Source organism: Streptomyces lasalocidi (genome assembly GCF_005280215.1).
GTDB lineage: Bacteria > Actinomycetota > Actinomycetes > Streptomycetales > Streptomycetaceae > Streptomyces > Streptomyces longwoodensis.
The window spans coordinates 431,753-443,834 of sequence record NZ_SZNQ01000003.1; the positions used below are offsets into that span (position 1 = coordinate 431,753).

Below are 12,082 nucleotides of genomic sequence, written 5' to 3' on the forward strand. Positions count from 1 at the left end.
AGCAGCCATGACCCAGCACATGGAAAGCACGACAGACGAACGCCGGAAAGGCATAGAGGCTGAAGCGCGCGCAAAGCTCGCGGAGCTCGGCATCGACGCGCTGGTGAAGCGAGTAGAACCTCGGGTCACGCACGAAGTTGACCTGCTGACCATGTCCGCCGTCGACCACGATCAGTCTCCGAGGCCGCACACACCTCCGCAGGTTCCGGTGGTGATCAACGGCGAAGTGAACGAGCCGAGGACGGTCCACGAGTTCGACGGGCAAGCGCTCTACTCAACACCTGGTTTCCGGAAGGAAGAGCTGGTCCTCTACATGTTCACTGACATGGAGAAGATGAGCGATCACTTGCGCACCCAGAGGCTCGACCGCCCCCTCGTGCGCCACGAAACAACGATCGGGACTAGCAATCCAGACTCGTGCCCCGTGAATGCCCGCTACTCCGAGCACGACCACGGCGGCGGGGACTGGCTTTGGAACGGGCCCGCTCTCGGCTGGCTGGACCTCAAGAAGGTGGGCCGCGGCTTCCTCCACCTCGGGGACTGGAACGACATCATCTCGTCAACCGACTTCTGCCGCTGGCATGTGACGCTGTTCGACAGGCCCAACTATGGCGGGAACCGCTTCGAGATCCCTGCCGGTATCGCAGTCAACCACCTGACTCCATTCGGATGGAACGACTGCGTCAGTTCCACATTCAACTGGGGAAGGCGCTTCTAGCACCGGAAGCGGGCGCGCGGCACGCGCCGCGTACGCGGCGCGCCGCCTGCCCGAATGCCGCACGCTTTCCCCAACTCAGATAAATCAACGGACTGCCGCCTAGGCCGACTTGAGACCGCAGCATGAACTTCATTCCCTGATGAGGAAGGACGCCACTAGAGATGCAACAGCTTCGGGACGCTGTAGCGGCAGCATGTGGTCGCAATCGGGGAACGTGACGAACTGGCTGCCTTCGATCGTCGCAGCAAAGGCTTGCTGGCGCTCTAGAGGGTGGAGATGGTCGTGCTCAGCACTAAAGACCAAGGTAGGAACCTGCCGCAAGCCGCCCGTCAGGCGGTGGTGACGGCTCGTCAAAGCGCTCGCGATCAGATCGATATAGTGGGGCGTGCGAGCAGCCTTACGCATGAAACGCATCACATAGCCAAGAGCCAGGTCGCGGCGGTGGACGTGGTGACTGTCATCGAGGCACAGCAGATCAGCAGCCATAAGCTTGGCGAACCCCTCTGCGTCACCTGCCCTTGCCCGGTCGGTGGCTAGCCGCAGGTTGGACAAGACCCTCGCCGTGAGCTGATAACGCACACCTCCGATGAGCAGCCGTGCGACGCGCTCAGGATGCCGCTGTGCATATCGGAACGCGACAGCCGCTCCCATGGAGTAGCCATACAGGTGAACGCGGGCGGCACCAAGATCTGCGATGATGCCCGCGAGCCCGTCACACAACGTGTCGACATCGTCCCGGTCCTCCGGGAGGGAGCCGGGATCCACAGAGGGCAGATCAACCGTGACCATGGTTGCTTTGGCTGTCACAGTGCTCTCTAGGTACCCCCAGTCGTACATGCCCTGTAGCACACCGCCCAGTAGGATGACGGGCTCCATCGTGGGGGCTGACGGCCGCAGCACCCGGTAGGTGTAGGACACGCCTAGCACGGACAGGGTCCGGATATGTTCCTCAGTCATGCTTACTCCCGGCTCAGACACGGGTGAAGACAAGGGCGGCGTTATGCCCGCCGAAGCCGAGCGAGGTACTTACCGCGCAGTCCAGACGGGCTGTCTTGGCAGCATGGGCTACCACGTCGACCGGCACGCGAGGATCCTGCGTCTTGAGATTCACCGTTGCCGGCACCAACTGGTCCTCAAGGGCAAGAACCGTGAAGGCAGCCTCGATGCCGCCGGCGGCACCAAGCGTGTGGCCGGTCATGGCCTTCGTCGACGTCACCAGCGGTTCATCTCCGAACACGCGATGCAGCACCGTGGCTTCCACCAAATCGTTCATGACCGTCGCCGTGCCATGTGCGTTGACGTGCTGGATCTCGCCAGGATCCACATCAGCGTCGGCCAGCGCTGCACGCAGCGCCAACTCAATGCCTTTCTCGCTCGGAGCGACGGGCGATGAGACATCGCTGGACGAGGCCGCTCCGTACCCGCGCAGGACGGCCCGGGATAGGGCGCAACGAGCCCGGGCGTGTTCCGCACGTTCCAGTACCAGCACTCCTGCCCCCTCTCCCACCACAAAGCCGTCTCTGTCCACGTCGAATGGGCGGCATGCCCTGGCGGGATCCGCTGTATATGTGGAGAGTGCCTTCGTGTTGCATCCGCCAGCAAAGAAGGCCCGGCTGAACATGGACTCCGCGCCGCCCGCAATGGCGATGTCGCAGGCTCCAGCACGCAACAAATGCAACGCGGTGCCGATCGCGTCAGTCCCGGAGGAGCAGGCTGTGGCTACTGCAAGACTGGGCCCCATTGTTCCACAGTCCCGAGCGACGCTGCCCGCGGCTCCGTTGACGACACTCAGCGGAGCCAGCCTTGGCGATACCCTCCGTGCGCCACGATCCAAAAGTACTTGGTGCTGCTCGTCGTAAAAGTCTAGACCTCCATGCGCAGAGCCGATCACAACTGCAACGCGGGTGCTGTCCCAGGTGTCAGGGCCGAGTCGGGCGTCAGCAACGGCCTCCCTGGCCGCGACCACAGCCAGCTGAGCGAAGCGATCCATGAGCCGATAGCTGGCCACACCGAGTACAGCGTCGATGTCGAGATCGCCGATGGTGTACATGAAGTCGCAGGGGAGATCCTGCAGCGTGTGTGGCCGGCGCACCCCGGAAGGGACGGAGGCGGTAGTGACCTGGCTCCAGGTTTCCTTGACTCCCACGCCAGCGGCCGTGACCAGGCCAAGACCCGTCACAACGACTGCTGGGGGTTCACGCTTTACAGCCGTCATGCCACTGCTGCCTTCTGGCGAACCATCTCCATCAGGCTGCCGATCGTGTCCTTGGAGGTCAAGGTCACATCGGTCATATCGATGGCGCACTCGTCCTCGACCATCCGGAGCAGTTCTTCGGCGGCGAGAGAATCGATCGCCAGCTGATGCAGTGGGACGTCAAAGGACTCATCGAGGCGAACCCCGAAATGCTTGTGCAAGAGAACCGTGACACGATCGGTGATTTCCACGTTGGTACCGCTCCTTGTTCGCGATGGACAACTATAAGGAACGCGTCACCGATCGCGAGGTCACGGTCTACGAGACGACACTTACACGGGGGTACCGGAACGGCGTGCTGGGACACCATGCATCGGTACACTGAATGCTGGCGCAGCGACTGCTCGTCGCTCGCCCTCGAGCCGCGGCGGTCCCTGCGCAAACTCTGGTGCTCGAAATGACTGGTCCGGCCTTCATTTCTGGACCAGCCATTTACAAGCAGTCAGATACCGATGTCCGGCCTCCTGAACCCCTCAGGCAGTTTGGCGGTATTCGAGCAATCCACTTTCGCCCCCGCCGTGACAGGCTTGGTGTCAAACAGTTGGTCCTGTTGCGTGACGACGTTCGGTCGGTCCGTTGTCTCGCACTGCTGTTCCTGTTTGATAACGTGGGTGCCGTCCTCGTCGATGTACGACTCGCCCCTCTGAACGCATGTCACGCCCTCTTGGCGCGTAGGGCAGTCACCTGCTTTTCCCTCAGCAACTGCATGTGTAGCGCCGAGGCAGAGGGCAGCGAGACTTCCCACGAATGCGGCCGCGGCTGCAGTCTTCTGCGAAAGGAACATGCTTTATCCTCTCCGTCGTTACAGATCGGGTGGTTATTTCCTGTGGGCGGGATGCAGGTAGCGCCCGGACGCGAACTCAGCGCCCGGACGCTACCTGCACCGAAATAATCACTGAGCGCACCGTGCACAGCTAAGCCATGCTGAACCATCAACGCTTAGTGAGACCGCTTGTAGGCCTGTTTTTCTTTTTAGTTATTACTGCCTAGGAGCGGAGCCTTCGTGCTCCTGGGTCTGGGCGGGCTGCTCCTGCGCCTGGGCGGGCTGCTCCTGCGCCTGGGCGGGCTGCTCCTGCGCCTGGGCGGGCTGCTCCTGCGCCTGGAAGTAGTAACCTCCACCGACAGCAACGGCGTTGGCGGACGAGCTCGCAACGGCGGTTACCGGTACAGGCGCGTCACCGTTACCGTAAGCGAAGCTGATGCCGGCACCGGCAGCAGACAGTCCAACGACCATCGCCGCTACGGCCGCAGCGCGCTGAAATTTACGCATACCATGCCCCTTTCATTCCCCGGGATCACCCTGGATCGACTACTTAGGCATATTCTAGGCGCGCAATGCGTAACCATTCGGGATTTACGCCCCTCATGTCGCGCCGTCGCCTCACCGGAGAGCTCCATTGGAGCTAAGCGGCGCTTCAGTCATCGTGCGTTTAGAGGTAAGCGGCTGGACGTTGTTCCGCGGACCGTCTGTCAGGGTGCTTCTGGCGCGGCAGAAGCACACGTCACCTTTGGGCCGAGTTGTGTCGTGCCGTTTCCCATAGCAGCCGGCAGCGTTACAGACTGCACCGGTAGGCAGGTCTCCTGGTGGGGAATCACGCTGCCTTCAGACCGCTTACCTTCAATGTGCTGTACACAGATGACGTCCCCTTCGGGGGTCCGTGTGCACCTGCCCTGATTTCCTGTGGTGTATGCATAGGTGATGCCGGTCGACGCCACGACGAGCCCACCGATGAGCCCAGAGAGGGCCGCGATCTTCTTCATGCTCAACATTGCGATGCGTGTCCTTAACGGGAGTCCGGGCGTCACTCCCTAGTGCTCGGCTGGGCCGCGGGCTGAATAGCCACGCTTAGAACTTCTCAGCCCTCACCGTTTCAAAACAGTAAGGAATCTGAGTTATTAGAGGTCGACGATTCCGGATCTTGTCGCGGTCGGCCCACAATATAGAGAAATATTTCCTAGCAGATTAGCGGGCGGCAGACGGGGCCTTGACGGAGGACCGGGAGCTGGTGGAAGAGGTCATAGCTGACCTCATTCTCCGACAGCTCCTCGGCATCCTCTGCTCGGCGGCCCGAAATACTAGCCTCACCTGAATAGCTCTCACCCGTCAGTTGACAGTTCGGAGTGAGATCAACAGCCAGCTATTATCTCGATCCTTCCGGAGTAGCCCGAAGGGACTACATACCGACCGTCGGTAGACCTCAGCCAGTGAAGGCGCGGTTGTACTGGCCGCAGGTGGTGTCCAAAGTCTGACCGAGGCCCAGCACTCCGATCGGGATGTCGTTCTCCGAGACCGTCTGCGGGCTGCACTCCTGGTAGGGACGGTAGACGTCCAACACTCGCGGTCCGTTGTCCTGGGTGTCGGCCGCCGCCGTTCCGGCACCGACAGCGGACAGGCCGCCAGCCGCCACTGCTGCTGCGATCACGACCTGCTGAAACTTGCGCATTGAACCCTCGGTTCTCCATTGCCTACACATGACAGCTAGTTGCCTAGCGTGATCGCATGAACACTACCAGTTGCCGACGGTGGCGGGCACGGTGCAGCCCGCACGTGTCCCACGAGGAGCAGGACCTGCCTAAGTTCGGTCTGGCCGCGTTTGTGGCGGTGCGGGATGACCAGGCCGGTGCCTCGGTAGCCGCCGTCCGCAATGACCGTGGTCGGCTAGTACCGTGCGAGGAAGGATCAGGGGGGGTGAACTGGTGCGCCCAGTGCTGTTGGTGGATGTGATCCGTATGCCGCGAAGCCGCACCGACGGCCTGAGGGATACGAGACGCACCGGCTGCTGACGCCTCGCTGGGAGGCCGCCGAGCGGCGTCGGCTGACTGAGTGGGGCTGCCGAACAAGCCGGTGAAACCGCTGCGCGTGTGGCTCAACCCGAAGCACGGCCCGGCGTTGAACGCGCATCCCTTCGACCTCGTCTGGGTGACGACGGGGGAGGAAAAAGCCAACACTTTCGTCGCGCCGGTCCTGGGACTGCCCGAGTTGCCCTTCATTCCCTGGTCCTCACCGGCCGAGCCGGGCGGCAGTGTGTTCTGGAAGACGCCGGAGACCGTCGCGTGGGCCAAGGGCCGAGCGTTCGCCTGGATCGACTACGAGATCACAGAGGCGAAGCGCACCTGGGTGAACGAACACCACAATGGTCCCGCCCTACTGCACCGGATCGACCCCCGATGCGGCCTTGCCGTCGACGACTTCGCCGCGCTGACGGCATGGGCGACCGGCCTGGACTGACTCCACCGCCAATCGACATCCGCCCGCCACGCCGTTCCACACGATCATTGCGGGACAGCTCTTAGGCGGCCCGGCTCAGCCCGCATCATGCCGAACGGCACCTGTCCGCGGCTTGATCCAGCGAAAGACACTTCGACGTGAATGGTGACGAAGACCGCGGCGGATCTCATTCTGTCTGCTCAAGGGCTAGAGGTCAGCCAGCATGCCTCGGCGGCCACGAGTGCCCGAACCGGTGGCCCCACGTCACCTGAGTGCCCTCCTAGCCGCACCTGCTGCCGGAGGCCGCCGGGCCGGTCGCGCAGAGGTACGCGTACCGCCGCTGGCCCTGCTCCCCGCCACTCCCAGCGCCGTATGAGCGAGCTGTTCCAGTCTTCAGCAGCGGCCGCGTCCTCCTTTGGCCGTGTTGTTTGGGTGTGGCGGGCTCTTCCCCGGAGGGGCACCCGGCCGCGTTTCACCTCTCTGTTGCCGAACGGGGCGATGAGCTGTACGCGTTCACCGTAGGGGGGACGCACGTCGAGCGCTCCTGCGCGATACCCGAGGCACTGGACCTGCACGCCTCGTCGACCCGGACGACACCGAACTGATCCGGGAGCAAAGGATGCTGGCAGCCCTGCACGCAGAACTTGGTTTTTCCTTGCCCCGCTTCGCGCTGACGCAGGGGACGCTGTGCACGTTCTCCACCCGGTCCTGAACGAGGGCGCCGCGCGCGGGGGAGGCGTACGCCTACATCACTCTAAGTGGCCCTAACAAAGCCTTTGGACGTGTCGGTGGGTGATCAGGCAGACGGCAAGGCCGAGGAAGGCCTCGTGGATGTCGTCGCGTCGTTCCCAGCGGATGCGCAGGCGGCGGAAGCCGTGCAGCCAGGAGATGGTCCGCTCGACGACCCACCGGAAGGTCCCAAGGCCGGTGCCGTGAGGCTGGCCTCGTTCGGCGATCACTGGCCGGATGCCCCGCTTGCGAAGGAGCCAGCGGTACTTGTCGTGGTCGTAGCCGCGGTCGGCGAAGAGCATGTCCGGGCGGCGTCGGGGCCGGCCGACGACTCCCGCGACCGCTGGGATCTTGTCAAGCAGCGGAAGGAGCTGGGTGACGTCGTTGCGGTTGCCGCCGGTCAGCGACACCGCGAGCGGGATGCCCTGGCCGTCGGTGAGGATGTGGTGCTTGCTGCCCGGCCGTGCGCGGTCGACCGGGCTGGGTCCGCTTTTGGGCCTCGCCGAGCCGCTCTGACATGCGAGGAGTCGATCACCGCCCGCGACCAGTCCAGCTGGTTCTTCGACCGCAGCTTGTTCAGCAGCAGCTGGTGCAGCTGGTCCCAGACGCCGGCCTCGTTCCAGGCCGCCAGACGCCGCCAGCACGTCATGCCCGAGCCGAAGCCCAGCTCCTGGGGCAAGTACTCCCACTGAATGCCGCTGTGCAGGACGAACAGGATGCCGCACAGGGCCTGCCGGTCAGGCACCCGCGGCCGTCCCTCAACCTGCTTCGGCGGCGGCTCGGGCAGCAACGGCTCGATCAGCGACCACAGTTCGTCCGACACGATCCACGGCCGCGACTGACGCTTCCCCATGCCCGCATCAACGAACGATCAAGCCGACAGTCACATGATCACGCGCTTTTGTTAGAGCCAGTAAGCCGCATACGCCCGCAGCTGTGACCAGAAGCCGCCCAATGGGGTGACCGACCCGCCCAGTACCTCACCAGTTCGGCTTGCACTCTGCATCCGTAGACCAGCGCAACTGGGCCGGGCGCCGGTCGGGGAGGTCGCGCCGCAGAAGCCAGTGCCCGGGCTGGGGGCGGGCAGCCTGGGCGCCTCAGTGCGGAACTCGGCCGGACCGCCCTGGTCGTCAGCAATGCCACCACCAGTGGATTGGGGCCACCGTGAGGGACCGGCCGGCTTCTCATGTCCTGCGTATGCGACTTGCCCGAAGTTCGGTCGCTCCGGTCGCTTGGGTCGCTGCAGGAGCCGGGCAGCGACCAAACCGTCAGCTACCAAGCAGGGCTTCAGTCGCTCCAGACATGCGCCTGTAAACCTGCAGGTCAGCATGGGTTCATGGACTCCGCAGCGACTGAAGCGACTCAACTTCGCCATATACCTGCCTCTCCAGGCTCTGTACGTGTGCGTTACAAATAGCAAGCTTCAGTCGCTTCAGTCGCTGATCTGCGTCTCACGAGCCTCTGACCAGCCGCTTTTCACCGCAGAGACTTAAGTGACCGAACTCCTCCTTAGTCGCTGCTGGTCCTCTCGGTCGCTGACAGCGCCCCAGCACCGGTCCCGTCGTCAACACGGCAGCACTGACGTTTCGCATGTGCTGCGCGACCACCCCCGCCTCGTTCGCTAGTCTGTGTCCGTCGTTGAGTCGCTTCGGTCGCTGAGAGGAGAACAAGATGCCCTCTGACCTGCACCTTTCTGCCAGCGACTCAGCCGATCCCGGTCAGGACTTTTCCGTCGCTGCCTCCAGGGTCACGGCACAGTGGTGCGCCCGCCGGAGCTGGCCGGTCCACCCTCTTGCTCCAGGGCGCAAGACTCCGGCCGCGAACTGCAGCACGTGCCGCGAGCAACCGCATACCCCGGCCAACTGCGCCTGTCTGACGGCCGGCCGGTGGTGTCACAGCTTCCACGCGGCCACCCTCAGGCAGTCCCGCATAGACCAGTGGTGGGGCCAGAACCCCGAGTTCGGGGTCGGCGTCTCCTGCGGCCCGGCCGGCCTGGTCGTCATCGACATCGACGCCCACGCCGCCCAGCCCCCGGCCAGGGACCGGATCCTGCCCGGCATCCGCATCAGCGACCGGGTCGACCTGACTGGTCTTGCCAACGGCTTCCACACTCTGGCGGTCCTCGCCGCGCTGCGCGGCCAGGTGAGCCCGGCCGAGGACATCACCACGCTGAAAGTGCGCACTCCCTCTGGAGGCCTGCACGTCTGGTACCGGGCCACAGGGGCACGGCGCTGGCTGTCTTCTGTCGGATCCAGCCCAGGCCGGGCCCTGGCCTGGCAGGTCGACATCCGGGCCCATGGCAGCTACATCATCGCTCCCGGGACCAAGACCCAGCACGGCAGCTACACGCCGCTGGGGGAGTGCCGCGAACCGGCCCCCCTGCCGGAATGGCTGGCCCACGAGCTCGACCGCACCGGGCACCGGCCCACACCCAGCGTTCCCGCCCCCAGGCCCGTTCCCGCACGCGCCCAGCAAGCCGTCTACGCTGCCGGCGGCGGCCGCGGCCGCACCGAGCGCACCCTCGCCGCGGTCCTGGGCCCCGTCGAGGCCTGCGGCCAGGTCGCCGAAGGCGCAGGCTTCTCCGACATCCTCAACCGCGCCGCCTACACCCTCGGCGGCCTGGCCGCTGCTGGGCGCCTGCCCCGCGAGGAAGCCGTACAGGCTCTGCGAGACACAGCCCAGGCCGCCCGCCCGGGCCAGGAGCAGCGCATCGAACAGATCATCCGCAGCGGCCTCGAGGCAGGACTGAAGAAGCCGCTCCACACCACGGGGAGGCGCCCATGACCTCCCCCGGCAACGAGACGCTCTTCGAGTTCAACGCCCAAGCCGTCGCCGCCCAGATCCGCAGCCAGGCCGCCGCCGTCCCGCTGCCCGCCCAGAGCGCCGCCGAACGGCCCTCCGCCAGCCAGACCGCCGGTGAGGCGACCGCGAACGGGCTGCTGCCGGACACCCTCACTGACCGCGGCAACGCCAAGCTCTTCATCCAGCTCTACAACAACGACTACCGCTACGTGCCGAAGATCGGCTGGTACCGGTGGGACGGCACCCGCTGGCAGATGGACGAAGAAGACTCCGTGCTGTGGGCCGCCGGTGACCTCGCCGAACACATCGCCTCCCACGACCCACGTGGCCTGTACACCACCACAGCCCTGCACAAACACCGCACCCGCGCCATGTCGACCACCGGCATGAACGCCATGCTCTCCCAGGCCAAGTCCGCACCCGGCATGGTCCTCAACGCCGACCGCCTCGACGCCGACCCCTACGCCCTGTGCACCCCCGCCGGCGTCGTCGACCTGCGCACCGGACTGCTGACCGCCCCCGACCCCAACAAGGACTTCCACTCCCGCTCCACCACCGTCGGCCCCCGACCCGCCCCCGTTCCACGCTGGACGCGCTTCCTGGATGACACCTTCGGCGACGACGCCGAAGGCCGCGAGATGATCGACTATCTGCACCTGCTGCTCGGCTACTCGATCACCGGAGATGTCGGAGCCCAGATCCTCCCTTTCCTGTGGGGAACGGGCAAGAACGGCAAGTCCGTCCTGCTGGACGTCATGATGAAGCTCCTCGGTGACTACGCCGACGCCGCCCCACCCGGCTTCCTCATGGCCAAGCCCTTCGAAGGCCACCCCACCGACCTCGCCGAACTCCACGGCCGGCGCATCTACGTCTGCTCCGAGATCCGCCCCGACGACAAGTTCGACGAAGCCCGCGTCAAGCACCTCACCGGGGGCGACCGCATCAAGGCCCGCCGCATGCGCCAGGACCCCTTCAGCTTCGAACCCACCCACAAGCTCTGGCTACTGGGCAACCACAAACCCGAAGTCGGCACCGGCGGCTTCGCGTTCTGGCGCCGCATGCGCCTGATCCCCTTCGAACGCGTCGTCCCCGACGACCGCAAGATCGACAACCTGGCCGACCTCCTCGTCATGGAAGAAGGCCCCGGCATCCTCGCCTGGCTCATCGACGGCGCCCGCCGCTACCTCGCCAGCGACCGCGACCTCACCGGCCCCGGACGCGTACGCATCGCCACCACCGCCTACGCCGAGACCGAAGACCACACCGGCCGCTTCTACGACGAATGCTGCCGCCTCGCCCCCGACCTGCGCGCCGAACAGACCACGCTCTACGCCGCCTACAGGACCTGGTGCAACAATGAAGCCGCACCCGTCATGTCCTCACGCGCGTTCGCCGCCCGCACCCGGGAACTCGTCGGGCTGGCCTCCCCCAAGGAAATGATCCTGTCCAACAGCCGCAAGTACTACCCGGGCATCGGACTGCTCACCGACGAGGAAAGGGACCCGCAGGCATGAGTTCCCTCATCAGCGCGGACGAGATCAGCCACGAGGCCGAACTCGTATGGCTGGAAGACATCAACCAGCTCGACTACGTCCGCCAGAGCCTGGACCGCCTGCCCACCCGCAAAGGCAAGCCCCCCTACCACCGCCCCGGCCGCATGGTCGGCTACGCCATCCTCGACGCCGACGCCAAAGCCTCCCGCGCCTCCGGAACCTTCCGCCGCCGCGTCTTCTGGCTCCAACCCCACGACCGCGACAGCGAACCCGACGGCCTCTACGCCAAGAGCGCACCCGCCGAAGCAGTCGACCCCCGCACCCTCCAGCCCCGCGTCAAGGGCTACAAAACCGAACGCTCCGAAGGCGGACCCCCCTCCACCGCCATGCAGGAACTCGGCATAACCCTCCCCCTCTGACCCAGCACGAACATGCGCCCCGGCCTGTACGGTGCCGACGGCACAAGATCCACCTCGGCCTCGTCGACGTCCTCGTCGGCTACCCGCCGTCCGGTCCGCGGGCCTGCCCTTGGAATGCAGCCTGTGTCCAAACGGGACCCACCACGCGCCCTCTCCACGCAGCTGGCCACCGGAGAGGACGTGCGTGGTCCTTGGCGGCGACGCACGCAGCCACCTACTGCGGGGTGGGCTCACCGTTCAGCGGGGGCCGGACACTCTCGCCCCGCCCGGGGCCCCGGTGATGATCAGCAGTGCCATTGTTAGGTCGAAGAGCTCGCCGCGCAGCTCTCCAACTGCACGGCGAGCTCGGAGACGATGGGCACTGTCGACCGACTTGCTGAGACCTCCCGGCTTACAGCACCCCAGGATTGCTGCGCTCGCACGTGCGGATGCAGGTCCGGCCGCCGACGACGAGCACCG

10 protein-coding genes and 3 pseudogenes are annotated in these 12,082 nt (G+C 65.2%); 5 read left to right on the plus strand and 8 right to left on the minus strand.

Annotated elements, in window-relative coordinates:
- Positions 1–7 precede the first annotated feature (7 nt).
- Positions 8–718: a hypothetical protein gene (locus tag E4U91_RS37480; protein WP_137311457.1), complete on the plus strand. Its 711-nt coding sequence runs from the start codon at positions 8–10 to the stop codon at positions 716–718.
- 129 nt (positions 719–847) lie between these two features.
- Here E4U91_RS37480 and E4U91_RS37485 read toward each other — a convergent pair whose 3' ends face one another.
- The 7 genes and pseudogenes from E4U91_RS37485 to E4U91_RS40080 all read right to left on the minus strand — a co-directional run.
- Positions 848–1,675: an alpha/beta fold hydrolase gene (locus E4U91_RS37485; protein WP_137311458.1), complete on the minus strand. Its 828-nt coding sequence runs from the start codon at positions 1,673–1,675 to the stop codon at positions 848–850.
- A gap of 13 nt (positions 1,676–1,688) precedes the next feature.
- A complete protein-coding gene (locus tag E4U91_RS37490; protein ID WP_137311459.1) occupies positions 1,689–2,933 on the minus strand; it encodes a beta-ketoacyl-[acyl-carrier-protein] synthase family protein in 1,245 nt (414 codons plus the stop codon).
- The gene (locus E4U91_RS37495; RefSeq protein ID WP_137311460.1) at positions 2,930–3,163 is read right to left on the minus strand and encodes a phosphopantetheine-binding protein; all 234 of its coding nucleotides are present in this window, start codon (positions 3,161–3,163) and stop codon (positions 2,930–2,932) included. The genes E4U91_RS37490 and E4U91_RS37495 overlap by 4 nt, the downstream gene beginning before the upstream one ends.
- Positions 3,164–3,414: 251 nt before the next feature.
- Positions 3,415–3,756 (minus strand): hypothetical protein, encoded by a 342-nt coding sequence (locus E4U91_RS37500; RefSeq protein ID WP_137311461.1) that lies wholly within the window; start codon positions 3,754–3,756, stop codon positions 3,415–3,417.
- A gap of 195 nt (positions 3,757–3,951) precedes the next feature.
- Positions 3,952–4,242, minus strand: coding sequence for a hypothetical protein (locus E4U91_RS38375; RefSeq protein WP_168218327.1), 291 nt, complete (start codon positions 4,240–4,242; stop codon positions 3,952–3,954).
- A gap of 928 nt (positions 4,243–5,170) precedes the next feature.
- Positions 5,171–5,416: a hypothetical protein gene (locus E4U91_RS37510; RefSeq protein WP_137311462.1), complete on the minus strand. Its 246-nt coding sequence runs from the start codon at positions 5,414–5,416 to the stop codon at positions 5,171–5,173.
- 131 nt (positions 5,417–5,547) lie between these two features.
- Positions 5,548–5,628: pseudogene (locus tag E4U91_RS40080) on the minus strand (IS5/IS1182 family transposase); the annotation flags it as partial.
- Positions 5,629–5,686: 58 nt separating this feature from the next.
- On the opposite strand from E4U91_RS40080, the pseudogene E4U91_RS37515 reads away from it, so the two are divergent.
- A pseudogene (locus E4U91_RS37515) lies at positions 5,687–6,201 on the plus strand (hypothetical protein); the annotation flags it as partial.
- Between the two features lie 743 nt (positions 6,202–6,944).
- On the opposite strand, the pseudogene E4U91_RS37520 reads toward E4U91_RS37515, so the two are convergent.
- Positions 6,945–7,762 (minus strand): annotated as a pseudogene (locus tag E4U91_RS37520) (IS5 family transposase).
- 818 nt (positions 7,763–8,580) lie between these two features.
- Between E4U91_RS37520 and E4U91_RS37525 the strand changes: the two are divergent.
- Genes E4U91_RS37525 through E4U91_RS37535 form a run of 3 tightly spaced genes read left to right on the plus strand, consistent with a single transcriptional unit; the run spans position 8,581 to position 11,623 of the window.
- Positions 8,581–9,693, plus strand: a complete 1,113-nt coding sequence (locus tag E4U91_RS37525) for a bifunctional DNA primase/polymerase (RefSeq protein WP_137311464.1) — start codon at positions 8,581–8,583, stop codon at positions 9,691–9,693.
- The gene (locus tag E4U91_RS37530; protein ID WP_137311465.1) at positions 9,690–11,225 is read left to right on the plus strand and encodes a DNA primase family protein; all 1,536 of its coding nucleotides are present in this window, start codon (positions 9,690–9,692) and stop codon (positions 11,223–11,225) included. Before E4U91_RS37525 ends, E4U91_RS37530 begins: the two co-directional genes overlap by 4 nt.
- The gene (locus tag E4U91_RS37535) at positions 11,222–11,623 is read left to right on the plus strand and encodes a DUF6009 family protein (protein WP_137311466.1); all 402 of its coding nucleotides are present in this window, start codon (positions 11,222–11,224) and stop codon (positions 11,621–11,623) included. The genes E4U91_RS37530 and E4U91_RS37535 overlap by 4 nt, the downstream gene beginning before the upstream one ends.
- The last annotated feature ends 459 nt before the right edge of the window (positions 11,624–12,082 follow it).

Excerpts from the sequence above, each read along its gene's own strand:
- E4U91_RS37485 (WP_137311458.1), bottom strand. The coding sequence starts at position 1,675 with ATGACTGAGGAACATATCCGGACCCTGTCCGTGCTAGGCGTGTCCTAC.
- E4U91_RS37525 (WP_137311464.1), top strand. The coding sequence starts at position 8,581 with ATGCCCTCTGACCTGCACCTTTCTGCCAGCGACTCAGCCGATCCCGGT.
- E4U91_RS37535 (WP_137311466.1), top strand. The coding sequence starts at position 11,222 with ATGAGTTCCCTCATCAGCGCGGACGAGATCAGCCACGAGGCCGAACTC.
- E4U91_RS37490 (WP_137311459.1), bottom strand. The coding sequence starts at position 2,933 with ATGACGGCTGTAAAGCGTGAACCCCCAGCAGTCGTTGTGACGGGTCTT.
- E4U91_RS37510 (WP_137311462.1), bottom strand. The coding sequence starts at position 5,416 with ATGCGCAAGTTTCAGCAGGTCGTGATCGCAGCAGCAGTGGCGGCTGGC.
- E4U91_RS37530 (WP_137311465.1), top strand. The coding sequence starts at position 9,690 with ATGACCTCCCCCGGCAACGAGACGCTCTTCGAGTTCAACGCCCAAGCC.
- E4U91_RS38375 (WP_168218327.1), bottom strand. The coding sequence starts at position 4,242 with ATGCGTAAATTTCAGCGCGCTGCGGCCGTAGCGGCGATGGTCGTTGGA.
- E4U91_RS37480 (WP_137311457.1), top strand. The coding sequence starts at position 8 with ATGACCCAGCACATGGAAAGCACGACAGACGAACGCCGGAAAGGCATA.
- E4U91_RS37500 (WP_137311461.1), bottom strand. The coding sequence starts at position 3,756 with ATGTTCCTTTCGCAGAAGACTGCAGCCGCGGCCGCATTCGTGGGAAGT.